Origin of the sequence: Sorangium sp. So ce381, assembly GCF_051473845.1 — a bacterium.
GTDB lineage: Bacteria > Myxococcota_A > Polyangia > Polyangiales > Polyangiaceae > Sorangium > Sorangium atrum.
Window position 1 is genome coordinate 6317355 of sequence record NZ_CP150336.1, and the last position, 26736, is coordinate 6344090.

The window sequence follows — 26736 nt, forward strand, 5'->3', positions numbered from 1 at the left end:
GCGCCGAGGGCGGAAGGCAGCTTCGGGGTCGACGGCTCCCTGCGCGCTCGCGCGATCGCCCCGACGGGCGGCGCCGGGCGGACGACCCGGGGGGCATGTCGCTCGGGGGCACACGCCGTGCAAGTGCAACCGTGCGTGGCCCGACTCGACGCCGCGCGGCGCCGCGCCAGACCAAGCGACGCCCCCCGCGCAGAGCGAGACGCGCGTTCGTCGCCGTGGCGCCCTTTGTACGCCCCCCCGGGTGGGATACCATAGTCGACCCACTGTGTTCTTCGAGCAGCTCGAGCTCCCCCTCGGAGGGCTCTATCCCCAGACCGAGCCCACGCGCATCCCACGGACCCGGCGCGTCTTCGTCAACCGCAACCTCAAGCTGGCGGGGATCGACTGGGTCGGCTTCGACATGGACTACACCCTGGCGATCTACAACCAGACCGAGATGGACAACCTCTCGATCCAGGGGACCGTCACGAAGCTCGCCGCGCGAGGCTACCCCGAGGAGCTCCTGCGGCGCCTCCGCTATCCGATCCACTTCCCGATCCGCGGCCTGCTGATCGACAAGCGCTTCGGCCACGTGCTCAAGATGGACCGGTTCAAGGTGGTCCAGCGCGGGTACCACGGCCTCCGTGAGCTCACGAAGGACGAGCTCCGGTCGCTCTACCAGCACCGCAAGATCCGGCCGAACACGGCCCGCTACCACTGGATCGACACGCTCTACGCGCTGAGCGAGGCCACGCTCTACGCCGGCATCGTCGACGCCCTCGAGGAGCGCGGCGTCGCGCTCGACTACGCGCGGCTGTTCACCGACATCCGCGAGTGCATCGACGAGGCGCACCGGGACGGCACCATCCTCGACGTCGTCCTGTCCGACCTGCCGCGCTTCGTCGAGCGGGACCCGAACCTGGCGCAGACGCTCCACAAGTTCCGCTCGGCGGGCAAGAAGCTCTTCTTGCTCACGAACTCGCGCTGGCCGTTCACCGAGAAGATGATGACGTATCTGCTCGGGGACGCGATGCCCGAGTACCCGAGCTTCCGGCATTACTTCGACGTCATCGTCGTCGCCGCGCAGAAGCCGGCGTTCTTCCAGGAGCGCCGCCCGCTGCTCATCCGCGACGGCGCCGAGCCCCGCCCCGCCACGGCGCCGCTCGAGCGCGGCGCCATCTACGAGGGCGGCAACCTCAACGACTTCGAGAAGTTCCTGAACATCTCCGGCGATCGGGTCCTCTACGTCGGCGATCACATCTACGGCGACATCCTCCGCTCCAAGAAGGAGAGCGCGTGGCGCACGGCGATGATCATCCAGGAGATGGAAGCGGAGGTCGCCGCCCACGAGTCCTGCCGCCGCGAGCACATGGAGAGCGCCCTGCTCGAGGGGCGCCGCGAGGAGCTCGAGGACCAGCTGCGCTTCTACCAGCAGCGCTACAAGGACCTCACCCGCAAGATCGAAGAGGAGCAGCAGAAGAGGAACGGCGCGACCAACGGGGGCGGAGCGCCGCTGCTCGCGGAGGCGAACGGCGAGCACGTCCAGATCGACTACGCGACGTCGTTCTACGAGGCCGAGCGGGGCCGCACCAAGCGCGCGGTCGAGCGCATCCGCGGCCAGCTCCGGGCCGTCGACGCGGAGGTCGGCAAGCTGGAGCGCGAGATCGCCCGCCGCTTCCACCCCTACTGGGGCTCGCTGCTCAAGGAGGCGAACGAGACGTCCAGCTTCGGCGATCAGGTCGAGGAGTACGCCTGCATCTACACGTCCCGCGTCTCGAACCTGCTCGCCTACTCGCCGCTGCAGTACTTCAGGAGCCCGCGCGACCTGATGCCGCACGAGCTCTGATCGCCGAGGCCTCCGCGCCGGTGCGCGGGCGCCGCATGAGGAGATCGCCATGAGCACCGCCCGCCCCCGCCCGCTGTTCGTCGCGCTCGTCGCCCCCGCCCTCCTCGTCGCCGGCTCCGCCGGCTGCGGCAAGCGGGCCTGCTTTCACTGGACGGAGCTCGAAGGGGCGTGCCCGTCGAGCGACGAGGCGCGCGTGTTCTTCGAGAACCCAGGCTGCGTGAGCTCCATCGAGTCCATCGACAGCGAGGCGGATTTCGACGGCGAGCTCTGCTGCTACGACGTCACCACGATCGACATCGGCGACGAGGAGTGCACGACGGTGCAGGGGCCCATGTCCGGCGGCGCCGGCGGCGGACGCCCCCCCATACCCAAGTAGCCCGGGGCGCAGCGCGCGGCCTGCGGGCGCGCCTGCGCCGCGTCACTTGCAGCAGCGGAAGCCGGTCGAGTAGTCGTGGTACCCGGGCGAGTGCGCGGTGGTCTTGTACTCGCAGCCGTCGCCGTGCTTGGCGCTGTCGAGGTAGTAGCCGCCGCGGAAGGTGCCGCGCGGCGCGCTCGTCCACTCGTGCAGGTTGCCCACCATGTCGTTGACGCCGAAGCTGCTCCTGCAGCGGCGGAACGCGCCCGCGGGCGCCAGCGTGCCCGGGAGCTGGTTCAGGCGGTCGTCGTTCATGTTGGCCCACGTGAACGCCGACTGCGGGGCCTCGCCCCCCTGGCCGAAGTAGCGGTTGAACGACGAGACGCCGCTGTCGTTGCAGGCGCCGCGCTCCCGCTCGCGTCCGTAAGGGAACACCGTCGCGCGCTTGCCCTTGCACGCGGTGACCCACTCGTCGTCCGTGCAGAGCCGCTTGCCGGCGTTCTGGCAGGCGGCCTCGGCCTGATCCCGGCTGATGTACGCCTGCGGCTTCACGCCGCGCCGGCTCACCGCCTTCACCTTCAGCTTGCCGACCGGCTCGAATGGCGAGTGCCGGCGCTTTCCGCCGCCGGAGAGCAGCTCGACGGTGCTCGCCTCGAAGCGATCGATGCAGAACGTCCCGCGCACCGAGGCCATTCCCGCGGGGCACGCGGCGCGCGCGGCGGCGGCCGGCCGGGGGCTCGGCAGCCCGAGGACCGCGAGGCCGAGCGCCGCGACGCCCGCGGCGAAGAGCGGCGAGCGCGCGAGCGACAGGACGGGCCGGCGCGCGAGGGGGTGAGGCGGGAGAGGCGGTCGCATCGCGGAGAGGCCCAGACCCGGGGCGAGCTTCCGGCCATAGCCGATCCCCGGCGCGGCGGGCAAATTGCCGCAGCTCGCGGAGGCGGGCCCGGAGGCGCGCGTGTGCGCGCTGCTGGCGCTGGACGAGCGGGCGATTTCGGTCACGCTGCCGCTCCCATGACAGCCACCGCCCCGCCCGACGCGGGCGCCACGGCCGCGGGCTCGCGCGGCGACCTCCCCGCGCCCGCGGGCTCGCCCGGCGATCTTCCCGCGGCCCTGCTCCGGAGCTCCCCCGCCGACTTCGTCGTCGAGGAGCTCCCCGCCTACGCGCCGAGCGGCCGCGGCGAGCACGTGTTCGTGACCTTCCGCAAGACGGGGCGCACCACGCCCGACGCGGTCCGGGCCATCGCGCTCGCGCTCGGGGCCGACCCGGGCAGCGCCGGCTTCGCCGGCATGAAGGACCGGCACGCGATCACCACGCAGACCGCATCGTTCCAGCTCCCCCTCGCGCAGGATCCGGCGCCCCTGCTCGAGAAGGCCGAGCTGCCCGGGATCGAGGTCCTCGCGGTCGCCCGCCACGACAACAAGCTCAAGCCGGGGCACCTCCTCGGCAACCGGTTCCGGATCGCGCTCCGGGGCATCGCCCCCGCGGCGCTCCCGCTCGCCGAGCGCCGCCTCGCCGAGATCGGCCGCGCCGGCGTGCCGAACGCGTTCGGGCCCCAGCGGTTCGGAAGGAACGGCGACAACCCCGAGCGCGCGCTCGCGTGGATCTCGGGCCGGGAGCGCGGGCCCCGCGACAAGCGCGAGCAGCGGCTGCTCTTCTCGGCGCTCCAGTCGCTCTGGTTCAACGAGGTGCTCGCGCGCCGCGAGGCGGACGGCACCTGGAGCGCCGTGCTCCCCGGCGATCTCGCCAAGAAGCGCGACAGCGGCGGGCTGTTCCTCGTGCCGCTCGAGGGCCCGGAGCTCGCGGACGCCGAGGCGCGCGCCGCGGCGCTCGCGATCTCGGCGACGGGCCCGATGTTCGGCCGGAAGATGCGCTGGCCCGAGGGCGCCCCGGGCGCGCTGGAGCGCGAGGTGCTCACGGCGGCGATCGGCGACCCTCGCAAGCTCGACGCGTTCGCCCACGCCGGAGAAGGCACGCGGCGCCCGCTGCGCCTGGAGGTGGACGGCCTCGAGGTGTCCGCCATGGAGGCGACCGCCGGGGGCGCGGCGGAGAGAGCCACCACGCCAGAAGCCGCGGACGATCCCGATGTACGGCACGGAATCGTCGTCTCGTTTGTGCTACCGAAGGGCGGCTACGCGACGACCGTCCTTGGGCGAGTCTTCCGGCTCGTCGACGCCTCCGCCCCCCGGCCCCCCATCGGCAGGCCGGGGGCGGCGAGCGCCCCTCCTCCGGAGGAGGACGAAGTCGAGGAAGGGCAGCCCGCCGTCGATCCGTAACTGGTCTTCGAAGCGCGGCTCCCACCCACCCCCATCGGAAAGGCACCAAGGAACAAGATGAACCTCGTCGAGTGGCTGCAGCGCATCATGGTCGGATTCGGGGCCGCCTGGGTCATGTGGTTGATGATCGCCCTCAGCGTCGTCTCGGTCGCCATCATCCTGGAGCGCGCCTGGTTCTTCTGGTCGCTCCGCGACGACCTCACCGTCCTCGCGCGGGATCTCAAGACGTCCCTCGACGATTCTATCGAGGCGGCGCGGCGGCGGATGGACGCCTCGCCCTCGGCCGAGGCGGCGGTCGTCGCGGCCGGCCTCGCGGTGGCGCACCAGGGGCCCGAGGCGGCCGAGGAGGCCATGGCAGGCGCCGCGGCGCTCCAGCGCATGAAGCTGGAGCGGCGCCTCGCCTACCTGGGCACGCTCGGCAACAACGCGCCGTTCATCGGGCTGTTCGGCACCGTCATCGGCGTCGTCGGCGCCTTCGACGCGCTCGGCCAGGCGGCGAAGACGCCCGTGGCGCAGGCCACGTCGCAGGCCATGGCGCCGCAGGCGGTCATGTCGAGCATCGCCGAGGCGCTCGTCGCGACCGCGGTCGGCCTCGCGGTCGCCATCCCGGCGGTCGCCGCGAACAACTTCTTCCAGCGCATGATCAAGTCGACGCTCGCCAACACCGAGGCGCTGACGCGCGTCCTGCTCGCGCACCTCAAGATCGATCCGGCGTTCGCCGGGGCCGCGCCCGCCGCCGCCGTCGAGCAGCCGCGGGGCAAGGCCGCGAGGGCGTCGCGGCAGGAAGAGCACAAGAAGGGCGGCGCGGGCGAGGAGGAGCGCTGATGGCCGGCATGAGCCGCAACGACGATGACGAGATGATCAGCGGCATCAACGTCACGCCGCTCGTCGACATCACCCTCGTCCTCCTCATCATCTTCATGGTGACGGCCAAGATCATCGTCTCGCAGTCGCTCCCCCTCGATCTGCCGAAGGCGGCGCAGGGGCAGGAGGTGCAGCTCATCTTCGGTCTCGAGCTGCACGCGAACGGCGACACGCTCGCCGACGGCAAGAAGCTCGCGAGCGAGGACGCGATCCTGCCGATCGCGCGCGAGGCCCAGGCGAAGAACCCGGAGCTCCGCGCCGTGATCCGCGCCGACACGACGGTCCCGCACGGCCGGGTGATCCGCGCGCTCGATCTGCTGAAGCAGGCCGGCGTCTCCAAGATCGCGTTCGGCGTGACGCCGATCGCGCCCGAGCCCGGCGCGGCCCCGGGTACGGCGCCGGGCGCCCCTGCCGCGCCTGCCCCGGCGGCCCCCGCGCCCGCAACCCCGAGCCCCGCGCCGTGAGCGCGCCGAGCGAGACCTTATGAGCCAGGTCACGAGCGATCGCGCCGCGGGGGCGGTCCACGACGGCCGCCGCCGAGACGAGCGCGGCGGCGCCGAGCCCGGGGGAGCCAAAGATCCCTCGCCCGCCCTCGCCTCGCGCGCGCCGGGCCGCGCCGGCGATCGGCGGCGCGGCGCGGATCCGCTCGCCGCGGTGCTCGCCCTCGGCGACCGCGCGTCGCGCGTGGGCGCCTTTCTCGGGGTCACGCTGGCGGTCACGAGCCACGGCGCGGCCTCGGCCCGGGCCATCGTCTCGGGGTCGCTGCGCGACATGCGGCACGTGGTCGGGGAGATGCGCGCCGGCATCCACGACTACCTCTGGGCGATCTACGAGGTCGACGTCCCGCCGCCGAAGGTCGAGCAGCCCAAGCCGCCGGAGCCCGAGCCGCCGCCGCCGGCGCCCGAGCCCGAGCCCGTCCCCAAGGTCGCGCCGCCTCCCCAGGCGAACACCCCGCCGCCCAAGGACGACCCGTACGATCCGCCCCCCGCCGCCGCCGCGGCCGCGAAGGTCCTGACGAAAGAGCCGGATCCGGACGAGGTCCTCGACATGACCGATCGCGGGATCGCGAGCGGCGACGGGCAGGGCGTCGGCTACGGCCAGGTGGCCGGCGCGGGCACGGCGAAGACCCCCACGTTCAACCCGAACGCGAAGGTCGGAGGCGTCGTGGGCGGCAAGGGCACGGGCGACCCCGTCCCGCCCCCTCCCCCCGCGGGGCCGGACCGCTCCGCGCCGCCCGGGCTGATCGGCAGCAGCAACTGGAACTGTCCTTTCCCTCCGGAGGCCGACGTCGACCAGATCGACCAGGCGAAGGTCGTCCTCATGGTCACGGTGCGCCCCGACGGCAGCCCGCTCTCGGTCAAGGTCGTCAGTGATCCTGGCCACGGCTTCGGTCGCTCCGCGCGCATGTGCGCGCTCGGCCGCCGCTACAACCCGGGCAAAGATCGCTCGGGCGCCTCGATCGCCGCCACGACGCCGCCCATCACGGTGACGTTCACGCGCTAGCGGCTCGCCGCGAGCTCCCTTAAAATTCGCTCCGCGCCCTTCGCCTCGGTTATCCTCGTCGGCGGCTTGTGATCGTCCCCGAACGGATCGAGCAGCTCTCGAAGGTCCCTCTCTTCAAGGGCCTCACCCCGGCCGCGCTGGAGCTCATCTCGCGCGTCGCGAGCGAAGAGACGCACGCCCTCGGCACCAAGATCTTTCAGCACGGGGATCCGGGCGACAAGCTCTACATCCTGCTCGAAGGCAAGGTCCGGATCAGCCGCGAGATCGCCGGGATCGGCGAGGAGGCGCTCGCGGTGCTCGGCCCGGGCGCCGTGTTCGGCGAGATGGCGCTGCTCGACGAGGCCCCCCGCTCCGCCGACGCGCGCGTCCACGAGCGCTGCCGGTTGCTCACCGTGTCGAAGGACGCGTTCGAGGACCTGCTCTTCCTGCACAAGGAGCTCGCGTACGAGGTCCTCTGGAACGTCGTCCGGATGCTCGTCCAGCGGCTCCGCGAGACGAACAACAAGCTCACGTTCCTCTCCGTCTCAGGCAAATTCGAGTAGAGTGCCGGCCAGATCGCCCGGCGACCGTGGGCGCGCGCGCCAGCGCGGCGCGGCCTGCCGCACGGGGGGCGGCGTTCGGCTCGAACTCAACGTTCCTTGGAGGACCATGGCAGCCAGAATGAAGCACGCAGCGCTCGCCCTCGCGCTCTGGATGGGCGCCTTCGCAGGAGCCTGCGGCTCCAGCACGCCGCCGCCCGAGACGGCGGCGGACAAGAACGACTTCGACGGCGAGTCGAGCCCGGACGAGGGCAAGGCGACCGCCGACGCCGAGGGCGCGAAGCCCGCGAAGCCGGAGAAGGACGCGGAGGCGCAGGAGCACCAGGAGGAGCACGCGGCTCCCGCCAAGTCGACGCCGCTCCAGGCGACCAAGTTCGAGGCGGATCTGAAGAAGATCGGGATCAACCTCAAGAAGATCCCCGAGCTCGAGAAGCTCCCGGCGGGGCAGAAGAAGAAGGTGATGCCGCTGCTCCAGAAGGCGCTCGGCTACGACACCTGCGAGGGCTGCCACGTCGAGGGCGACTTCAAGAAAGAGACGCGGAACATGAAGGTCGCCCGCGAGATGTGGCGCCACTTCGTCGCGCCGCTCCGCAGCGAGAGCGGCGGAACCCTCTTCTGCGACAGCTGCCACGCCGGGAACGAGCACGTCCTGAACCGCAAGGACAAGAAGGCCCTCCAGGCGTTCATGGAGGAGGAGTACCAAAACAAGGTTTCTCGGGCGAACAAGGAGGACATGGAGTGCGGCACGTGTCACGGCGACGCCATGGAGACCAAGATCATCGAGAAACTCTGGAACATCCCGAAATGACGGGAGCCGCCTGGACGCCGCGCGAGGCGCTTGTCCAGCAGCGGGCCTGACGGAATCCGGCGAAGCCTCGTCGCCTTGACCGTCTGACGTTCGTTAGTTGACTTACATTTCAGCAGGAGCGGCCTCGAGGCCTGCCTGCGCTCCGATCTCGCACCAGCGTCCACCCCCCGCCTGCGCCGGCGCTCGGCCGCCTCATCATTGACGAGAGATCGCCATGACGGTGGGTCATGCACCGTTTTCGTACTAGATAGGCGGCATGTGCGGTGTGTTCGGAATCTTTGGCCACCCCGAGGCGGCCAACATGACCTACCTCGGGTTGCACGCGCTCCAGCATCGAGGGCAGGAGTCAGCGGGGATCGTCAGCAGCGACGGGGAGCGCCTCTTCGGTCACCGCGCCATGGGGCGGGTGCAGTCCGGCTTCGCTCCGTCCGATCTCGCGACGCTGCCCGGCGAGCGCGCCATCGGCCACGTCCGCTACTCCACCGCGGGCGGCTCGCACCTGAAGAACGCGCAGCCGCTGGGCGTCGACTACGCGCGCGGCTCGCTGGCGGTCGCGCACAACGGCAACCTCACGAACCATGAGGCCCTGCGCGATCGGCTCGAGGCGCGCGGCTCGATCTACCAGACCGCGAGCGACACCGAGTCGATCGTCCACCTCATCGCGATGAGCAAGAAGGAAGCGCTGCGCGATCGCATCGCGGAGGCGCTCATGGAGGTGGAGGGCGCCTACTCGCTGCTCTTCTTGACCGAGCGCGAGCTCATCGCCGTGCGCGATCCGCGCGCGATCCGGCCGCTCTGCCTGGGCGAGATGGCGAGCGCGAGCGGCGTCGCCCACGTGGTCGCGAGCGAGTCGACGGCGTTCGACCTCATCGGCGCGCGCAAGGTGCGCGACGTCGCGCCGGGCGAGATGCTGATCATCAGCGCCGACGGCGTGCGCTCCGAGTTCCCCTTCGCGCAGGAGCAGCGCAAGCTCTGCATCTTCGAGCACGTCTACTTCGCCCGGCCCGACTCGACCCTCCAGGGCGTCAGCGTCTACGAGGTCCGCAAGGCGTTCGGCCGGCGCCTCGCCGCCGAGCAGCCGGTCGAGCCCGGCGACGATCTCGTCGTGATCCCGGTGCCCGACTCGGGCGTGCCGGCGGCGATCGGCTTCGCCGACCGCGCGCGCGCCCCCTTCGAGATGGGGCTCATCCGCAGCCACTACGTCGGCCGCACGTTCATCGAGCCGCAGCAGTCGATCCGGCACTTCGGCGTCCGGCTCAAGCTCAACCCGAACCGGGCGGTGATCGAGGGCAAGCGGGTCGTCGTCATCGACGACTCGATCGTCCGCGGGACGACGAGCCGGAAGATCGTCAAGATGATCCGCGACGCCGGCGCGCGCGAGGTGCACGTCCGCATCTCGAGCCCGCCCACGCGCTGGCCCTGCTACTACGGGATCGACACGCCGACGCGGTCGGAGCTCATCGCGTCGAGCCACTCGGTGGACGAGATCTCCAGCTACCTGACGGCCGACAGCGTCGGGTACCTCTCGCTGGAGGGCCTCGTCGAGAGCGTGCGGTCCCTCGAGGCGCGGGCCGGGGACGCCGCGGGCGCGCGGCCGTCGGCGGACAGCTACTGCCACGCGTGCTTCTCCGGGAGCTACCCGATCTCCTTCACGCCGGCCGCGCCGAACCGGCAGCTACGGATGGTGAGCGGTTGACGCTGCCCCGCTCCGGCGCCGAGGGTCCTCCGATGGCCGAGGGCACCGCCGCTCACGAGAGCGCGGATCGCGCCGCCGCCTCGGCGCCGCTCTTCGCCCGCGTCGCGGACGAGGTCTCGATCTTCGAGGTGAGCCCGCGGGACGGGCTCCAGAACGAGGCGGCGATGATCCCGATCGACGGCAAGCGGCGGCTCATCGCGGCGCTCGTCGCCGCCGGTCTCCGCAAGATCGAGATCACGAGCTTCGTCTCGCCGAAGTGGGTCCCGCAGCTCGCCGACGCCGAGGAGCTCGCGCGGACGCTCCCGGCCGAGCGGGGCGTGACCTTCAGCGCCCTGTGCCCGAACGCGCGCGGCCTCGAGCGCGCGCTCGCTGTGGGCCTGCGCGAGATCGCCGTCTTCCTGAGCTCGAGCGAGGCGCACAACCGCGCCAACATCAACAAGTCGATCGACGACACGCTCTCGGTGTTCTCGGAGATCGTCCCTCCGGCGCGCGAGGCGGGCCTCGCCGTGCGCGCCTACGTCTCGACCGTGTGGGGCTGCCCGTACGAGGGCGACGTCGACCCTGCCCGGGTCGTTCGCATCGCGGAGCGGCTCATCGACCTCGGCTGCTACCAGGTCTCCCTCGGCGACACGATCGGCGTCGGCACCCCGCGGCAGACGCACGACATCGTCCGCCGCTTCCTCGACGCGATGCCGCCCGAGCGGTTCGCGCTGCACCTGCACGACACGCGCGGCACGGCGCTCGCGAACATCCTGGTCGGCCTGGAGCTCGGGGTGCGCGACTTCGACGCGTCGGTGGCGGGCGTCGGCGGCTGCCCCTACGCGCCGGGCGCGGCGGGCAACATGGCGACGGAGGACCTCGTGTTCATGCTGCACGGGATGGGCGTCCGGACCGGCGTCGATCTCGACAAGCTGATCGAGGCGGGGAACGTCGCGGAGCAGGTCATCGGCCGCCCGCTCCCGGGCAAGGTCCACCGCGCCGGCCCGTTCCGGCTGCGCCGCCAGCCGACCCGGGACTGAGCGCGGCCCAGCGGGGCGCCGAGCCGGCGCGCCGCGCTCGGCCGCGAGGCCGCCGTCAGTCGCCCGCGATGCACCCGAGGCGCGTGAAGAAGACGTGGTGCTCGCCGCCCTCGCGATCGTCGCGGAAGAGGATGCCCACGTCGCCCTCCGGCCCGAACGTCGCGACCGGGCCGATGCTGTCGCGGGGCGCGAAGGTGAGCCGCTGCTCCGCGCTGATCGGCACGAGATCCGCGTTGACCGTGACCGCGTAGAGCTCGTAGCCGTCGTTCTGGTCGCGGTCGTCCGAGTAGATCGCGAGCAGCCGATCGCCGAGCGGACGCAGGAACGGGTACCTGGAGCGGAAGGGCCCAGGGTCGGAGATGGGCGTGGGCGGCGTGAGGATCTGGCCGTCCTCCGAGACCGCCGCCGCATAGATGGCCTTGAGGCTCGCCGATTTGTCGTACCACGCGATGACGTAGCGATCGCGGTTCCAGACCACCGTCGGATAGACCGCGTCAGTCTCGCCGGTCGTCAGCGTGACGACCTCCGAGCGCGGATCGAGCTCGGCGGTGAACGTCCGGAACTGGATGAAGTGCGTGGCCGCGTCGCCCGTGGACCACGCGACCCCGATGCCGCCCTGGCCGGCCGCCGCGGACGGCGCCTCGTTGCCGAGGCCGTTCGACGCCTCCGTGAGCTGGACGTTGTCGCCGATCAGGTTGCCGTCGATGTCGATGCGCTGCGCGAACAGATCGAAGAGGCCGTTGCGCTCGTCCTGCCAGACGGGGATGAACTCCGCGTCGTTCCACGTGAGCGTCACGTTGACGGAGAAGCCGGGCGCCTTCGAGAGCCGCCGATCGCCGCCCTCCACCTTCTGGCCGTCCTCGTCGAGCAGGGAGAAGTACACCTCGTAGTCGCCGTCGCGCCGGTCCTGCCACGCGGCGCCGTACCGATCGCCGACCCACACGATCGGCCCGCCGGAGGCGTCGCCGTTCTTCGGCGTGATGACCTCCTCGCCCGGCGCGAGCGGCTGCCCGTCGACGCTGATCATCGAGCGGTACACGTTGAAGCCCTGCGTGGTCCCGGTGTAGAGCGACGCGTACGACGTCCCGCTCCAGGCGAGCCCGCCGGAGCCGGCCGGCGCGATGTCGCCAGAGATGCGGGTCGCGTCGGTGTCGAGCGGCACGAAGCGGGCCCCGTTGTCGACCGTGCCGTCGCAGTCGTTGTCGACGCCGTCGCAGATCTCGATGCCCCCAGGGAAGGCCGCGGCGCTCGCGTCGTCGCAGTCGTCGCCGCACGAGAGCGGCTCGCCGGGGATCGTGCCGGGCAGCGCCGCGCGGAAGCCATCGCCGTCGATGTCGAGCGTCGACGGCCCGTAGATGCACGCCCCGGTCGCGCTCTCGCACGTGTCCTTGGTGCAGGGGTCGCCGTCGTCGCAATCCACCGGCTCCAGCGCGACGCACTCCCCGCCGCGCCGCGGGGCCGCGCCCTCGGGCGAGGGCGCCGCGCCGCCGTCGGGCTGCCCCGCCTCGAAGAGCTGGCAGAACACGGGCTTGCAGAGATCCTCGATGCCGGGGCAGTCGGCGTCCACCTCGCACTCCGGCGCGGGCGGCGGGATGTTCAGCCCGGTCCGCGCCCCGCACCCCCCCGAGAGCGAGCCGCCGGCAAGGACCGTCCCGAGCAGGGCCGCCGCCAGCGCCGCCTTCCGGCGCGCGCGCCGACCCATGGCGTACCTCGTCACAGACATCCGCCCATCCCCGCGACGTCGATCGGCTCGCACACGAACCCGGGATCGCAGTTGACGTCGCCGCTGAGCGCGCAGAGCTCGACGCACTGGGTGCCCGAGCCGGTCACCACGCAGGCGAACCCGGCGCCGCACTGGCTGCCGCCGCTGCACGGATCGCCCTGCCGGCCCGGACCGGCCGGCGCGCAGTACGCGCCGTAGATCTCCTGCCCGCACGGCTCATCCGGATACTGCACGTAGATGAAGCACCCCTCTCCCGGGGCGCAAAAGCCGCTCGACTGATCGTACGGATCGCACGCGAAATCGGTGACCGGCGGCTCGGTGTCAGGACAGCCGGGGTCTTCGTACTCTTCGAGCGGATCCCTCCCGGCGTCGGAGCCGCCCCCCCCGCCGGTCGGGACCGGCGGAGCGCCGGCCTCGCCGCCGCCCCCGCCGTCTGCGGACGGATCGTCCACGATGACTGTCTGGCCGCAACCGACAGCGAGAGCGAGCCCAGGGAGCGGTACGCAGAGGAGTGTCAGGAGGAGCGAGGAGCGCCGTCGCATGTCGCCATGCTATCGATTCCTCGCGCGCCCGCCATGCATTTGACAGCGATGGCAGTGTCCTGACGCCACGACGAGCGGTGGATCGTTTCCCCCAGGCTGCAATCCCACTTGCCTGTTGGCCGGCACTCTGATGTATCTCTCAACAATGCACACGCGCAACCTGCTCACCATCGCACTCCTCGCAGCCCCCCCTCTGGCGCTCGCCCCCCTCATGGCGTGCGGCGGTGACGACGAGACGGGAGGAGGTGGAGCGAGCTCCTCCAGCACCACCTCGAGCAGCTCCGGCGAAGGCGGCGGCGGCGGTGAGGCCGGCGCCGGCGGGGAAGGCGGCGCTGGCGGCGCCGGCGGCGCTGGCGGCGGAGACGGCGGCGGCGGCGCGGTCCCCGGTGAGCCGGCCGGCCACCTGCTGATCTCGGAGATCGTCGTCAGACCCGGAGCGGCCGAGTTCATCGAGGTCTGGAACCCGACCGAGGCCGAGATCGACCTCACCAACTACTACCTTTCGGACAACAGCGTTTATTATGCCATCACCACGGGTACCGCCTGGGCGCCGACCGGCAGCGCAGGGACGGACTTCCTCGTCCAGTTCCCCCCCGGGACCATGATTCCTGCGGGCGGACGCCTCGTGCTGGCGAGCGATGACGGCTTCGAGCTCGAGTACCAGCGGTGCGCCGACTTCGCCCTGGACGAGACGCCCATCCCCTGCGGGGGGGAGGACGTGCCGCCCATGATCGCGCCGACGAACGGCGCCCTCGGGGCGCAATCGGGCGCGCTGCTCACCGACGGCGGAGAGATGGTGATCCTCTTCGAGTGGGACGGCACGGAGCGCAGCCCGCTCAAGGACATCGATTACGTCATCTGGGGCGAGGAGCTGGGGAACTCGGCGATGGCGTACAAGACCGGCAAGGCCGGCTATGCCGATGACACCGCGCGCGGCAGCCAGCGGCCGGCCGCTGCCGCCGGCAGCGGAGCGAGCCTGGTCCGCTGTAGCGATATCGAGTTCGGCGAGCTCTTGACCGAAGGCAACGGCATCAGCGGGCACGACGAGACGAGCGAGTGGCTCGACATCAGCTTCACCGTGGCGTCCACGCCGACGCCCGGCGAAGAGAACGACTGCCCGTGAGCGCGCGCCCTCCGAGCTCGGCTCCTCGCCGCGGGGCGGCGGGAGCCCGGGCTCGGCGCGGGGCGCCTCGACGCGATCACTGGCGCCTCGACGCGATCACTGCCGGGTGATCGTCACCTTCTTGATGACCGGCGGGGTGACCGGGCGTTCGCCCTTGACCTCGACGCCGGCCAGCTTGTGGACGAGCTCCTCGGGCCCGCACTCACCGAAGATGGTGTAGCCGTTGTCGAGGTGGAACGCCGCCGCGTCGGTGATGAAGAACTGCGCGGAGTTCGTGTTCTTGCCGCGGTTCGCCATGCACAGGAGCCCCGCGCGATCGTGGCTGCCGTCCTCCCAGACCTCGTCGGGGATGACGTAACCGGCCTCGCCGGTGCCGTTCTTCTTCGCGTCACCGCCCTGGATCATGAATCCCTTGATGATGCGGTGGAAGATCGTCCCGTCGTAAGCCGGCTTCTTCTCCCAGGTCCCCTCCGGCGTCTTCCAGGGCCTGATCCCTCGCGCCAGGCCGACGAAATTGGCGACGGTGATCGGCGCCTTGTCGTCCAGCAGCTTGCAGGACAGCGTGCCGAGGTCGGTCTCGATCGACGCGGTCAACGTCTTGCCCGGCGGGAGCCCCTTGGTGGCGTCGTCGAGCGTCCACTTGCCCTTGACCGGGTCGTCCTCGCTGGGCTTGACCTCGGCGACCGGCTTCGCGGTGACCTTGCGCTTCTGCGGCTGAGGGCGCTCCTTCTCTGCCGTCTCCGCCTTGCCTCCGGCCAGCCCCGTCGACGCAGGCGTGGTCTTCGGCTTCGGCGCTTCTTCGGCCGTGGGCTCCGGGGTCTTCGAACATCCCGCGAGGGCCGAGAGCGTGGCGAGGGCGGCGATGGACTGAATGGCGAGGGTTCGAGCGTTCATCGTGCGACGATTTCCCGCGTCGCGGTCCAGCGGTCAAGGACGAGCGTCGCCGTGGTAGGAAGCGGCATGAGCTCGCGCTGCGCCCTCGCGACCCGTCCGTTCACCTCCGCGACGTCCGCCACGTCCGCCTCGCTCGCCATTCCCGCCGTGCTCGCCTCGCTCGTTCCCGCCCTGGGCACGCTGCTGCTCGGGCTCGCCCTTGGCGCATGCGAGCGCCGCGTCGACGAGCCGCTCCCGCTCACGCCCAGCAGCAACGTGGGCGACGTCGCGCCTCCCGCGTCGACCGGGACGCCTCCCGCCTCGACCGGGACGCCTCCCGCCTCGACCGGGGGGCGGGAAGCCGCCCGCTGCATCCAGCCGACGCCGTCGACGCCGGAGCGACCGTCCCCGAGGCTCACGGGCCCGGATCCGGCGTGCCCCGACGACCCGACCGGCCCGTTCCAGCTCGCGACCGGCAAGGTGACCTTCCTCGAGGCCAAGGCCCCCGACGTCACCGTCGAGATCGCCAGGAGAGAGCAAGAGCGCATGCGCGGCCTCATGTACAGGACGAGCATGGGGGAGAACCGCGGGATGATCTTCGTCTTCCAGCAGCGGACCAATCACTCGTTCTGGATGCACAACACATGCATCCCGCTCGACATGCTGTTCATCGACAGCGACGGTACGATCGTGGGTATCGAGGAGAACACCCCGACGCTCAACGACTCGACCTTCGACGTCGGCTGTCCGTCGACGTATGTCCTCGAGCTGAACGCCGGCTGGGCGCGGCGCCACGGCGTCGTCGCGGGCCAGAAGGTGCGGCTCGACGGGATCTGACGCTCGCCAGGGCGGCGGCACCTCGGCCGGCGCGTCGAGCTACATCCCCGTGAACAGACCGAGCTGGCGCGGGGGAGCCGGCGGCCCGAGCGACGAGCGCGCCGCGCCGGGCGGAGGGGCCGGCGGCGCCGCCGCGTCGAGGACGAGCGGCCCCCGAGGCGGCGCGGCGAAGAGGCGCGCGCGCCGGCCGGCGAGCGCGTCACGGGCGGCGTCGAGCGCGAGGTCCGGGCGGTTGTTGACCTCCGAAAGGTGCATCAGCGCGACCGTGTGGGTGCCGCCGGGCAGGGCCGCCAGCAGCTCGCACGCCTGCGCGTTCGACAGGTGGCCCCGCGCCGAGCGGATCCTGCGCTTGAGGTGCTGCGGGTACGGGCCGGCCTCGAGCAACCCGGGGTCGTAGTTCGACTCGAGCATCACCACATCGCAGCCGGCGACGTGCTCCAGGAGCCCCGGAGGGACCTCGCCGAGATCCGTCACGAGCGCGGCCCGCCGCGCGCCGTCGTCGACGACGAGCGCGACCTGCGCCGCGTCGTGCGGCAGCGGCTTCGGCGAGAAGGTGAGCGCGCCGACAGCGAACGGCTCGCGCGACGAGAAGGCCCGGACGCGCTCTGGATCGCCGAGCTCCGCCGCGCGCGCGGTCGCCTCCGAGGCGTAGATCGGGATCTTGTGCTTCTTGTTGTACCTGGCGGCCACGCCCACATGGTCGGCGTGCGCGTGTGTGATGACGATCGCGTCGGGCAGCAGCCTGCCGTCCGCGCCGTCCGCGCCGCCCGCGGCCGCCGCCGAGAGGCACTGCTCGAGCACCCGCGGCCCGACGCCCGCGTCCACGAGGACCCGCGTGCCACGGGAAGCGAACAGCGTGGCGTTGCCTCCGCTCCCGCTCGCGATGATGGTGATCTTCATACCGGGCTCCGGGGACCGGACTACAGGCGGCTCTGTGACCCGTAGCGCAGGCGAGGGCTCGGCTGCAAGCGCGCCGAGCGGCGCGAAGCGCTCGCGACGGCGCTCGAACGACGCTACAGGGATTCCACTTCGTGGCGCCCTCCCCCCGCCCCTCCTCTGCCTCTTCCCCCGACACCGCCGCGGAGGTGCCGCTCGCCGCGCCGCGTGCCTCTGGCGAGAGCGGTGGCGCGCCGCACATCCCTGGCGAGAACGGTGCGCCGCGCGCCCCTGGCGAGAACGGTGCGCCGCGCGCCCCTGGCGAGAACGATGCGCCGCGCGCCCCTGGCGAGAGCGGCGGCGCGCCACACGGCGCGCGCGGCAAGCGGCGCCGCCGCGCCCTGATCGCGGCGCTCGTGGTCGTCGCCCTCATCGGGGCCGCCGTCGCCGCGCTCCTCGTGCTCGGTCCGCCCGCGCTCCGCCGGCGCATCATCGCCGAGGCCCGCGCGCGCGGCGTCGCGCTCGATCCTGGCGTGATCGACGTCGATCTCCGCTCGATCCGCCTGCGCGACGGCCGCTTCTCGCTCCTCGGGGTGCGCGGGGTCTCGGGCACGGTCGCGCGCGCCACCATCGAGCTGCGCGGGCTCTCGCCTGCGCGGATCGCGACGGAAGGCGTCGAGCTCACTCTCGTGGGGACCGACGCCCTGGAGGATCTGCCGGCGTGGGTCGCGCAGTACGGCCCGCGCGCGGCGGCGCTGCCGCTCACCACGGGCCGCCTCCGCCTCGGTCTCCGGGATCGCGACGGCGGACCGGAGGTGCTCGTGCTGGCCGACGGCGCCCTCGAGCGGCGCGCGGCCGCCCCGGTCGAGGGCGCCGCCGCGCCGCCCGGCGCGCCGCGGCCGGAGATCGGCGTCCTGAAGCAGGCCCGCGTGCTCGTCGCCGGCAAGGAGATCGCGCGCACCGACATCGCCTGGTCCATCGGCGCAGCCTCGATCTCCCTCGGCTTCGGCGGCGAGGACCTCGTCTCCGCGCCGCTCAGGGCCGAGCTCCGCCCACGCCCCTCGCCGAGCGCCTCGATCGAGCTCGCGCCGACGCCGCTCTCCGCCGTGGGCGCGCTCCTCGGCGTCGACGTCGGCGCCTCGACGATGGTCGTCGCCGGAACGCTCGAGCTGCGGCTCGCGGATGGGGCGGACCGGACCGCCCTGTCCGAGGCGCCGCTCGAAGGGCCGATCGCGCTCACGGTGAAGGGCTTCACCCTGCCCCACCCCAGGGAGCTCGACGGGCTCCTCTTCGGCAACACCACGACCGTCAAGGCGGACGCGAGCATCTCGGCGGACCGCCGGCGCGTCGCGCTGAGCGGCGTGGAGGTCGCGGCCGGCGCGCTGAAGCTCAAAGGAACGGGCACCGTCGAGCGCAGCGGCGCGGACGCCGCGATCGCGATGGATCTATCTGGATCCATCCCATGCTCGCTCCTGGCCGGCTCGGCTGCGATGTCGCACCTGACCGGCGCCGTGGGGCTGCTCACGCGCGACCTGGTGAGCCGCGCGCTCGCAGGCTCGGTGGCGGTCCAGGTCCACGTCGACGCGCGCGCGAGCCGGCTGACCGCCGCGCGTGTCACGCCGAGCGCGATCCTCCGTTGTAAGCTCCGCTTCTAGCGGGTCGCTCCACCGCGCCGGGTCCCGCGACCCGGAACCCAGAACCCGAATCCCGGGAGGAATGCACGGTAGGGCGCCAACGAAGCGGATAGCCCTGGAATTTTCTCTTCCTGGCATTCAAGGTCCCCCCGTCGCGGCTCGACGGTCGAACTGCTTTATGCTTTTCCCGGCGCTTTCGCTTCCGAGCACCGCTGTCGCGCCTTGCCGTCCCCTGCGGGAGCACTCCGTCCGAGAGCGGCGAGGATCGATGAGGGAGGAAGGCGGAGGGCGAATGTCTGTGTCGAGGACGATCCGACGCGATGAGCCAGGGCGCGGAGCACGGGAGGCGCGGCGCGCGCTCGACGCGCGACCGCCGTTCTGACACGTTGTTCGATGAGGAGCCCGCAATGCGCTCTGGAGCTCTCTTCCTCGCCGCTCGGCTCACCTCGCTGCTAGGGCTCGTGGCGCTCTTCAGCGCTGCCTGCAACGGCGGTCTCGGCGCCGGCATGGACGACGCCCCGGGCGGCGGGGGCGCGGCGGCGGCGTCGTCCTCGTCGGCCTCCGTGGCATCCTCGTCACCCTCCGTGACATCGGGCGGAGGCAGCGGCGCAGGCGACGGCGGGGGCCCCGGAGAAGGCGGCGGCGAGGGAGGCAGCGGCGGAACCGACGAGCAGGACTTCCCCCTCGACACGACGCCACCGGCGCCCTGCCCGCCCGACATGGCGGAGGTCGAGGGATACTGCATCGATCGCTTCGAGGCGCCGAACGTGGAAGGCGCCCTGCCGCTCGTCATGGAGAGCGCCGTCTCGGCGCACGCCTGGTGCGAGGAGCGCGGAAAGCGCCTCTGCACCGAGGACGAGTGGGACACGGCGTGCCAGGGCCCCGAGGCGTTCGTCTATCCGTACGGGAACACCCACGAAGCGGAGCGCTGCAACGACAACAAGACGTGGAGAGCGCCCGACGAGGGCGCGCTCAGCTCCTGGCCTTCGGATGGAGCGCTGGCCGAGGTCCAGGCGCTGTACCAGGCCGAGCCGAGCGGCTCGCGACCCGGCTGCGCGAGCGCGTTCGGCGTCCACGACATGACGGGGAGCGTCGAGGAGTGGGTGGTGCGCACCCAATACCACGTCAACGAGTATCCTCACGTCCTCAAGGGCTGTTACTGGTCCGGCTGCTTCGGCGGCGCGAAGCCGCGGTGCGGCTCCACGAACCCGGCGCACGGGGACGGGTTTCGCTTCTACGAGACCGGCTTCCGGTGCTGCCGCGACGTCGAGTGAGCGACCCGGCGGCGACGCTCCGGCCCGCACAGAAGCGGCCCGACGGCGCGGCGCGCAGCGGACGTCCGGCGCGAGCGCAGGCGCAGCGCCGCCGGTGACCGACGCGATCCCGCGCCGTGGCCTCGCGACAGGCAACCTGAACGAACCGCTTCCCCTCGGTCCGGCCGCACGCTAGGGCACCCTGAACGGTGCTGACCTTACCGAGAGAGCCTCGCCCCAGCCTTGACCTCGTGAAGGACGCGATCGCGGCGTTCGCGCTCAAGGGCCGCGGGCGCGCCCGTCCGGACGATCTCGACGCGCGCGATCCGGCGTTCATCGCCCGGGTGCTGCCGCTGCTCGGCTTCCTCTACGACGACTACTTCCGCTGCGAGACCGAGCTCGAAGAGCAGCTGCCCGACGGCCCCTTCCTCGCCGTGAGCAACCACAACGCGATGACGGGAATGCCCGATATGTACTGCCATATGACGGCGTTCTGGCGCCTTTATGGGCCATCGCGGCCGTCCTACGGGCTGATGCACGATCTCCCGTTCAACGTCCCGAAGGCCGGCGCCTGGCTCAACGCCTGCGGCGCCATCGCGGCGAGCCCGGAGAACGGGCGGCGAGCGCTCGCCCGGGGCGCGGCGGTGCTGGTCTTCCCCGGCGGCGATCTCGACGCGTGCAAGCCGACCTCGGCGCAGTACACGATCCGCTTCGGCCGGCGCCGCGGCTTCGTCCGGCTCGCCATCCGCGAGGGCGTGCCGATCGTGCCGATCGTGAGCGTGGGCGCGCACCAATCCCTCTACATCGCCACGGATGGGAGCAGACTGGCCAGGTGGCTCCGCCTCCCCGAGCTCGCGCGCTCGAACGTCGCGCCGCTCGGCCTCGCCCTGCCGTGGGGGCTCATTGTCGGCATCCCGATCCCCCATGTGCCCCTGCCGGTGAAGATCCACACGCGGGTGCTCCGCCCGCTGCACCTCGGGCTCCCGAGAGAGGCCGCGAGCGACCCGGACGAGGTCGAGCGCGCATTCGCGCGGATCGTCGCGCGCATGGAGGCCGGGCTGGACGAGCTCCGGACGGCGGGCAGGCACGGTCTGTTCCCGCGTGGTTGATGGGCCGCGCGGTTGATGGGCTGCGTGGTTGATGGGCCGCGCGGTTGACGGGCGAACCGCAGGAGAGTGGCGGCGCGGTGGCGCGCGTGGCGTCCGGAGCGCGCCCGGGGCCCGAGCGGGCAGCGCGCGACGCTCCAAAACCAGCGGGCGCGCGACAAAGGGCGCTGGGCCTCGCGCAGCGCTCGGAAAACCGAGTCCGTTCATGTAGGCTTGAGCGCCAGCCGTGACCCCCGACCGCACCGCGCAGCTCCTCGCACCGCTGGCCCAGCCGGGAGAGCTCATCGCAGCCAAGTACCGCGTCGAGCGGGTCGTGGCCATCGGCGGTATGGGCGTCGTACTGGCGGCGCGCAACGAAGATCTCGACCAGAAGGTCGCCATCAAGATCCTGCGCCAGGACGCCCTCGCGAACCAGGAGGCCGTCACGCGCTTCCTGCGGGAGGCGAGGACGGCGGCGCGCCTGTCGGGCGAGCACGTCGCGCGCGTGTTCGACGTCGGCACCACCGAGACCGGCGTGCCCTTCATGGTGATGGAGTTCCTGACCGGGCTCGATCTCCAGCAGGTCATCGATACCCACGGTCCGCTGCCCATCCAGGACGCTGTCGACTACGTACTGCAGGCCCTCGAGGCCGTGGCCGAGGCGCACGCGGCCGGCGTCGTCCACCGGGACATCAAGCCTTCGAATCTGTTCCTCGCCGAGCACACGGACGGCACACGGCACATCAAGGTCCTCGATTTCGGCATCTCGAAGGGGCAAGGCCTCGACTCGCCGGCGGAGCCGGGGCTCACGTCGACGAAGCAGGTGATGGGCTCGCCCGGATACATGTCGCCCGAGCAGATGATGGCGCCGAGGACGGTCGACGGGCGCGCCGACGTCTGGTCGTTCGGTGTGCTGCTCTACACGCTGGTGACGGGCGAGCCGCCATTCCAGGGCGAGACGGTCGCCGCGGTGATGGCGAACATCCTGCACCAGCCGGTGCCGCGGCTGCGCGACAAGCGCAGCGACGCGCCCGCCACGCTGGAGCGCATCGTCTCGCGCTGCCTGGAGCGCGACGTGAGCGAGCGGTACGCCAACGTCGGCAAGCTCGCGCAGGCCCTCGAGCCGCTCGGGTCGAGCTTCGCGAAGCTCTCGACCTCGCGCATCCAGAGCGCGATCGGCGCGGCGTCGCCGGCCGGACAGACGTTGCTCAACTCGCGGGCGGCCGAGGACAGCGACAGGCTGTCCGGCGCGTCATGGTCGCACACGAGCAACCGGCGCCGCTCGCGGCGCAGGCTGCTCGTCGCCGCCGGCGTGGCCGCGCTGGTGGCCAGCGCGGCCGGGGCGGGCATGTGGCTCGTCGCGAGCGTGCATGTGGCGTCGCAGGCGCCGAGCGGCGCCGTGTCACGCCAGCCCGAGCGCGCCGCGGCCGACGCGCTCGGGCCCGAGTCGCCCGCCGCAGCGCCGAGCGCTCCAGCGGCGACCGCCAGCGCCGCGACCGAGGCGTCGAGCCCGGCGGCGCCGCCGGCGTCTGCGCCGAGCGCGGCTCCCACGGGCAGCGCTGCGGCCGACGCGCGCCCGAAGGCGACCGCCTCCGGAGCGCCGCTCAAGCCGGGCCACGCGCCGAGACAGCCGAGGTCGATCAGCGAGGACGAGATGCTGAGGAGCCGCCATTGAGATCGTTACGAGCGCGACACGCGGGCGCATGGCTCGCGCTGCTCTGTGGGACCAGCCTGACCTCACCGCTCCTGGCGCAGCCGACCGCGGCGGACAAGGCGCTCGCCGAGGGGCTGTTCCAGGACGGCAAGAGGCTCATGGACGAGGGCAAGCTCCAGGAGGCCTGTCCGAAGCTCGCGGAGAGCCAGCGCGTGGATCCAACGGTCGGGACGCTGCTCAACCTGGCGGTCTGCCACGAGAAAGAGGGCAAGACGGCCAGCGCGTGGGCCGAGTTCACGGAGGCGTCCTCGCTCGCGGCGAGCGCCGGGCAGCAGGATCGCGCCCAGTTCGCGGCCAAGCGCGCGTCCGAGCTGGAGGCCAGGCTGACGCGCCTCGTCCTCGACGCGGCGCAGGCGACGCAGACGGCTCCCGCGATGACGATCACGCTGAACGGCAAGGAGCTGAGCGCCGCCGCGGCCGCGGGCTCGGGCATCCCCGTGGATCCGGGCACGGCGACGATCGAGGCAAAAGCGCCGGGCAAGCAGCCCTGGTCGCAGCGGGTGACGCTCGACCCCGGGCCCAGCACGACGCGGGTGACCATCCCGCCGCTCGCGGACGTCGCCGTTCAGGCGGCGAAGGCGGCTCCCCCTGCCCCGCCGCGCCCGCCGCCTGCCCGTCCGGAGGCCGCGAGGCCCGAGGCGACCGGCAACCCGATGCGCGCGCTCGGCTTCGTCGCTGGCGGCGTCGGCATCGCCGGGCTCGGCGTGGGGGCGGTGTTCGGGGTGCTGACGATACAGAAAGCGGGAGATGTCGAGGAGGGGTGCAGCGGCAGCTTCCGCTGCAGCCGCGCGGACGTCGAGGCGAACGAGAGCGCCCGGACGAAGGCGATGGTCTCGAACATCGCGATCGGCGCGGGGCTGGCGTGCCTCGGGGCCGGCGTCGCGATGGTGCTGATGTCCCCTCGTTCGCCGGAGCAGGCTGCCGCGGTAGAGCGCGTGTGGGTCGCGCCCAGCGTCGCGTCGGACGGGGGGCGCGTGGTGCTCGGAGGCCATTGGTGATGCGAAGCTCGACGTGCTCTGCCGTGACGCTGGCGCTCGCCGCGCTCGCGCCGGGCCTCAACGGCTGCGCGGAGATCGCGGGGCTCGAGGATCGCCGGGTGATCCAGCTGATGACGCTCGCCGAGAACCAGGCGGAGCCTCGCGCCATCGCGCTCGACGAGGAGGCGATCTACTGGACCAACGGGCGGAGCGACGGGAGCCAGGGGAGCTCCAAGGGCGGCGCGCTCCGGAGGCAGATCAAGGATGACTGGGAGGTCGTCGATCTGCTCAGGCCTTCCGACGAGGTGCCCGACGCGATCGCGCTGGACGCGACTCACATCTACTGGTCGAGCACCGACGCCGCCTTCGAAGGCGACTGCAACCCCGACGACGGGGATACCCGAGACAAGCTGTTGAAGCTACCGAAAGCAGCGCCGATTCCCGCTGCTGGCGGGGAGATGCTGTGGGGAAGCTGCGGCGCCGCGAGCGCGATCGCGCTGAGCGCCGACAACGTCTACAGCGCTCGGCCGAACGCCAACCGCATCACCTCGGTGTCCAAGCAAGGCGGTAGTCGAACGAACCTGACGGCGGGCGGCGAGCCGCTCTACGTCGCGATCGACGGCTCCCTCGTCTACTGGACCGATCCCAAGAACAAGACGCTCTCGGTCATCGACATCAGCGGGGATGCCCCCGAGAAGGAGCTCTTCTCGGAGCTCGAGCCGCCGGGGCTGCTCGTGCTGGATGAGGCCAACCTCTACTGGCTCCACGGAAACAACGTCATGCGGTATTCGCGGAGCGGAGCGGACGGAGACGTCGCAGGGCTCCTCCTCGACAAAGAGCTGCCGAGCCCTCCTACCGGCATCGCGGCGTATGGGGACTACCTTTACATCACCGTCAAGGAGGCAAAGAGCGTCTACCGGCTCCGCAAGGACGGCGCCGGCGGTCCGCAGGAGATCGCGGCGAACCAAGAGGGCCCGACCGGCATCGCCGCGGACCGGACTGGCGTCTACTGGACGAACTCCGTCTCGGGACAGATCGTCCGCTTCAACGACGAGTGACCCGCAGCCGCCAGCCAGGCGGCGTCCTCGCTCGGGCCGCTGGGCCCTCCAGGGCTCAATCGATCTGCAGGTGGTAGTGCGGCGGCCGCGACTCCTCGAGCGCGAACACGCCCCCGACCTCGTCGACCCCCTCGAGGAAGGCGCGCTTCTCCGCGGGCGTCATGTCCCGGTTCCGGATGTCGACGGCGCCCTCCCGGAGGTGCGCCGAGATGAACACGCCGCGATCGATCTGGGCGCGGATCACCCGCTCGAGGGCGGCGATCATGGCCTCCGGTGGGTGCTCGGCCGAGCGCTCCTCGTCGTAGGCGCTCTTGATCTCGCGCACCGCCGTCTTGTCCTTGTAGAGGCCGAGGACGTCGGCGCCGTGCCGGAAGAGCTCGTGCATCGCCTCGGCCTGTCGCGCGGGATCCCGCGTGCCGCTCGTGACCACGAGCTCCTTTCCGGTTCGCCGGAAGTAGGCGGACGCGATCTTCTCGACCTTCTGCTCCACTGCGGGCGCGAGCTCGACGCCGGGCAGGAGCACGTAGCGGCGCTCCTCGTCGGCCTCCGCCGGCGCCGCGCCGGGCGCCGGAGCCCGCGCGGGCGGCTCGGCGTCGGAGGGCTCGGCGTCGGGGGGCTCGACCTCGTCGTTCTCCTGGACGTGCAGCGAGAGCACCCTGGCGGCGGGGCCGTCGGGCACCCAGAAGCCGAACCCCGCCTGCGCACCGGGGGCGGTGACGGTCGCAGGCGGGCGTGGCGTCCCGACAAGCTCGGGCGCCGGCGCGGCCAGGGAGACGCAGCCGCCCGCTGCGAGCGCGAGGGCGATGACGACGGCGCGGCGAGCGCCCCGGAGAGCAGAAGAGCGCGAGCACAACATGCGAGCCACGGGCGCCTCCTACTTCGTGATCGTGAACGAGGCGCGCGCGAGCTCCTTGCCCGCCGCGTCGCTGACCGTCACCGCCCAGAGCCCCGCCGAGCGAGCCTTCCGCGTGGCAGCCCACGTACGGAAGCGCGGTTGCGCGCCGACCGCGAGGGGGATGCGCAGGGGCGCGCTGCCATCGGGCGGCGTGAAGGTGACGCTGATCTCCGAGGTGGCCTGGTCCTTGTTCGAGAGCTCGACGAAGGCGTAGAGGCGATCGATCTCCGCGCTCGCGAACGAGGTCGCCGGCTCGATCGGCTCGCGGCCGGCGATGCCCTTCGAGACGACGAGCCGCATCACCTGGAGCTCGGGCGCCCGAGCGGCGCCCTCCCCCACGCCGCCCTGCGCCGCGCCCGCGGCGGTGCGCCCCTCCTGAGCCGACCCCGACCTGCGGCGACGCTCCCGTGCCGGGCCACGGGCGGGCGACGCGTTCGCCGCGTCGCTGCGGCCCTCCTCCGCGGCAGCGCCGCTCGCGGCGGCCCGGGCCGCGTCCGGTCGCGCCTCGCCCGCCGCGGCTGCGCTCGCCTGCCCTTCGGCCCCGCCGCCCGGCCTTCCCTCTGCCAGGCGGTTCAGCGCGGGAAGCTCTTCCCGGGAGATCCGCGCGATCGCCTCGCTCGGATCGCTGCAACCGAGCCCCGCCCCGCCGAGAGCGGCGGCGGCGAGCGCCAGGACCATGGTTTTCCGTGTCGTTCCCCGGGTGTCCACACCGACGAGGTGCCACGATTCAGCGGAGGGGGCGAAAAAACGACAACCCGACGGCCAGCGGCCCCGCGGCTCGCGCCGGACTCACGAGGGATCGTCGCTGCACGCTGGACGCGGGGTCCGGGGCGCAGCCACCTCGAGGTTCCGAGATCTCATCAGGGAATTCCTGACATGTAGCAGCACCGCGTCGCGGCGTGCCGGCGCTCCGGTGGGAGCCCACGTCTGCGAGGCGCCTCGCGGCGCTCCGGGTCAGTGCTTCGGACGGGACCGGCGCGGACCGTTGGTCGACTCGCCCTCTGGCGTCGTACCGAAGCTGGTGATCGCGCTGTCTTCGATCATCAGGATGAGCAGGCCCCCGCTCGCGCCTCGTGCCGTCTTCGCCCGGGATCCCTGGCTTGTCTCCCGCGACGAGTGGTCCGAGCTCTCCGCTGCGATCCGCTTCATCTCCAACTCCTTCAAGACTTCAGTCCTGCTGTTCACGCCCCGGCCGGCTGACGTGCGTGGACTTCCGTGCACCGCGTCTGGGGCGAAAACCGAACCGGGCGCGAGAACGCCAAT

At 72.1% G+C, this 26736-nt stretch carries 26 protein-coding genes; 18 read left to right on the forward strand and 8 right to left on the reverse strand.

Annotation, left to right across the window (positions count from 1 at the left end):
* Nucleotides 1-265: 265 nt before the first annotated feature.
* Nucleotides 266-1825, forward strand: a complete 1560-nt coding sequence (locus tag WMF29_RS23405; RefSeq protein ID WP_437330962.1) for an HAD-IG family 5'-nucleotidase — start codon at nt 266-268, stop codon at nt 1823-1825.
* Between the two features lie 49 nt (nt 1826-1874).
* Nucleotides 1875-2201 (forward strand): hypothetical protein, encoded by a 327-nt coding sequence (locus WMF29_RS23410; RefSeq protein ID WP_437330963.1) that lies wholly within the window; start codon nt 1875-1877, stop codon nt 2199-2201.
* A 42-nt stretch (nt 2202-2243) separates the two neighbouring features.
* Here WMF29_RS23410 and WMF29_RS23415 read toward each other — a convergent pair whose 3' ends face one another.
* Nucleotides 2244-3179 carry a formylglycine-generating enzyme family protein gene (locus WMF29_RS23415; RefSeq protein ID WP_437330964.1) on the reverse strand — a complete coding sequence of 312 codons (936 nt, stop codon included), beginning with the start codon at nt 3177-3179 and terminating at the stop codon, nt 2244-2246.
* A gap of 12 nt (nt 3180-3191) precedes the next feature.
* On the opposite strand from WMF29_RS23415, the gene truD reads away from it, so the two are divergent.
* The 8 genes from truD to WMF29_RS23455 all read left to right on the forward strand — a co-directional run bounded on the left by truD (nt 3192) and on the right by WMF29_RS23455 (nt 10883).
* Nucleotides 3192-4454, forward strand: a complete 1263-nt coding sequence (gene truD / locus WMF29_RS23420) for a tRNA pseudouridine(13) synthase TruD (protein ID WP_437330965.1) — start codon at nt 3192-3194, stop codon at nt 4452-4454.
* Between the two features lie 57 nt (nt 4455-4511).
* Nucleotides 4512-5279 carry a MotA/TolQ/ExbB proton channel family protein gene (locus WMF29_RS23425; protein ID WP_437330966.1) on the forward strand — a complete coding sequence of 256 codons (768 nt, stop codon included), beginning with the start codon at nt 4512-4514 and terminating at the stop codon, nt 5277-5279.
* A complete protein-coding gene (locus WMF29_RS23430; RefSeq protein WP_272093147.1) occupies nt 5279-5782 on the forward strand; it encodes an ExbD/TolR family protein in 504 nt (167 codons plus the stop codon). Before WMF29_RS23425 ends, WMF29_RS23430 begins: the two co-directional genes overlap by 1 nt.
* 19 nt (nt 5783-5801) lie before the next feature.
* Nucleotides 5802-6821, forward strand: coding sequence for an energy transducer TonB (locus WMF29_RS23435; protein ID WP_437330967.1), 1020 nt, complete (start codon nt 5802-5804; stop codon nt 6819-6821).
* A 68-nt stretch (nt 6822-6889) separates the two neighbouring features.
* Entirely contained in the window at nt 6890-7363 is a 474-nt protein-coding gene (locus WMF29_RS23440) for a cyclic nucleotide-binding domain-containing protein (RefSeq protein ID WP_012236950.1), read from the forward strand.
* A 106-nt stretch (nt 7364-7469) separates the two neighbouring features.
* Nucleotides 7470-8168 (forward strand): hypothetical protein, encoded by a 699-nt coding sequence (locus tag WMF29_RS23445; RefSeq protein ID WP_437330968.1) that lies wholly within the window; start codon nt 7470-7472, stop codon nt 8166-8168.
* A 256-nt stretch (nt 8169-8424) separates the two neighbouring features.
* A complete protein-coding gene (purF, locus tag WMF29_RS23450; RefSeq protein WP_437330969.1) occupies nt 8425-9864 on the forward strand; it encodes an amidophosphoribosyltransferase in 1440 nt (479 codons plus the stop codon).
* Between the two features lie 32 nt (nt 9865-9896).
* Nucleotides 9897-10883, forward strand: a complete 987-nt coding sequence (locus WMF29_RS23455) for a hydroxymethylglutaryl-CoA lyase (RefSeq protein ID WP_272093153.1) — start codon at nt 9897-9899, stop codon at nt 10881-10883.
* Between the two features lie 55 nt (nt 10884-10938).
* On the opposite strand, the gene WMF29_RS23460 is transcribed toward WMF29_RS23455, so the two are convergent.
* Together WMF29_RS23460 and WMF29_RS23465 are read right to left on the reverse strand one after the other, a co-directional pair.
* On the reverse strand, nt 10939-12585 hold the full coding sequence (locus tag WMF29_RS23460; protein WP_437330970.1) for a putative metal-binding motif-containing protein: 1647 nt from the start codon (nt 12583-12585) through the stop codon (nt 10939-10941).
* Between the two features lie 11 nt (nt 12586-12596).
* Entirely contained in the window at nt 12597-13058 is a 462-nt protein-coding gene (locus tag WMF29_RS23465) for a hypothetical protein (RefSeq protein WP_437330971.1), read from the reverse strand.
* Nucleotides 13059-13293: 235 nt separating this feature from the next.
* On the opposite strand from WMF29_RS23465, the gene WMF29_RS23470 reads away from it, so the two are divergent.
* On the forward strand, nt 13294-14271 hold the full coding sequence (locus WMF29_RS23470) for a lamin tail domain-containing protein (protein ID WP_437330972.1): 978 nt from the start codon (nt 13294-13296) through the stop codon (nt 14269-14271).
* A 96-nt stretch (nt 14272-14367) separates the two neighbouring features.
* Here WMF29_RS23470 and WMF29_RS23475 read toward each other — a convergent pair whose 3' ends face one another.
* On the reverse strand, nt 14368-15165 hold the full coding sequence (locus WMF29_RS23475; protein WP_272093159.1) for a peptidylprolyl isomerase: 798 nt from the start codon (nt 15163-15165) through the stop codon (nt 14368-14370).
* 66 nt (nt 15166-15231) lie between these two features.
* On the opposite strand from WMF29_RS23475, the gene WMF29_RS23480 reads away from it, so the two are divergent.
* Entirely contained in the window at nt 15232-15981 is a 750-nt protein-coding gene (locus WMF29_RS23480) for a DUF192 domain-containing protein (RefSeq protein WP_437330973.1), read from the forward strand.
* Nucleotides 15982-16020: 39 nt separating this feature from the next.
* On the opposite strand, the gene WMF29_RS23485 is transcribed toward WMF29_RS23480, so the two are convergent.
* The gene (locus tag WMF29_RS23485) at nt 16021-16881 is read right to left on the reverse strand and encodes an MBL fold metallo-hydrolase (RefSeq protein WP_437330974.1); all 861 of its coding nucleotides are present in this window, start codon (nt 16879-16881) and stop codon (nt 16021-16023) included.
* A 131-nt stretch (nt 16882-17012) separates the two neighbouring features.
* Here WMF29_RS23485 and WMF29_RS23490 point away from each other — a divergent pair, with 131 nt between their 5' ends.
* From WMF29_RS23490 to WMF29_RS23515, 6 genes are all read left to right on the forward strand, one after another.
* Complete coding sequence (locus tag WMF29_RS23490; protein ID WP_437330975.1) at nt 17013-18512, forward strand: hypothetical protein; 1500 nt, start codon at nt 17013-17015, stop codon at nt 18510-18512.
* A 386-nt stretch (nt 18513-18898) separates the two neighbouring features.
* Nucleotides 18899-19765, forward strand: coding sequence for a formylglycine-generating enzyme family protein (locus WMF29_RS23495; protein WP_437330976.1), 867 nt, complete (start codon nt 18899-18901; stop codon nt 19763-19765).
* A gap of 230 nt (nt 19766-19995) precedes the next feature.
* Nucleotides 19996-20853 (forward strand): 1-acyl-sn-glycerol-3-phosphate acyltransferase, encoded by an 858-nt coding sequence (locus WMF29_RS23500; RefSeq protein WP_437330977.1) that lies wholly within the window; start codon nt 19996-19998, stop codon nt 20851-20853.
* A gap of 223 nt (nt 20854-21076) precedes the next feature.
* Nucleotides 21077-22504, forward strand: coding sequence for a serine/threonine-protein kinase (locus WMF29_RS23505; RefSeq protein WP_437330978.1), 1428 nt, complete (start codon nt 21077-21079; stop codon nt 22502-22504).
* The gene (locus tag WMF29_RS23510; protein ID WP_437330979.1) at nt 22501-23541 is read left to right on the forward strand and encodes a hypothetical protein; all 1041 of its coding nucleotides are present in this window, start codon (nt 22501-22503) and stop codon (nt 23539-23541) included. Before WMF29_RS23505 ends, WMF29_RS23510 begins: the two co-directional genes overlap by 4 nt.
* Nucleotides 23542-23564: 23 nt before the next feature.
* Nucleotides 23565-24578: a hypothetical protein gene (locus WMF29_RS23515; RefSeq protein WP_437330980.1), complete on the forward strand. Its 1014-nt coding sequence runs from the start codon at nt 23565-23567 to the stop codon at nt 24576-24578.
* Nucleotides 24579-24633: 55 nt separating this feature from the next.
* Here WMF29_RS23515 and WMF29_RS23520 read toward each other — a convergent pair whose 3' ends face one another.
* From WMF29_RS23520 to WMF29_RS23530, 3 genes are all read right to left on the reverse strand, one after another.
* Complete coding sequence (locus WMF29_RS23520; protein WP_437331162.1) at nt 24634-25434, reverse strand: hypothetical protein; 801 nt, start codon at nt 25432-25434, stop codon at nt 24634-24636.
* An 18-nt stretch (nt 25435-25452) separates the two neighbouring features.
* Nucleotides 25453-26151 (reverse strand): DUF2914 domain-containing protein, encoded by a 699-nt coding sequence (locus tag WMF29_RS23525; RefSeq protein WP_437330981.1) that lies wholly within the window; start codon nt 26149-26151, stop codon nt 25453-25455.
* 276 nt (nt 26152-26427) lie between these two features.
* Nucleotides 26428-26622, reverse strand: coding sequence for a hypothetical protein (locus WMF29_RS23530; protein ID WP_272093189.1), 195 nt, complete (start codon nt 26620-26622; stop codon nt 26428-26430).
* Nucleotides 26623-26736 lie beyond the last annotated feature (114 nt).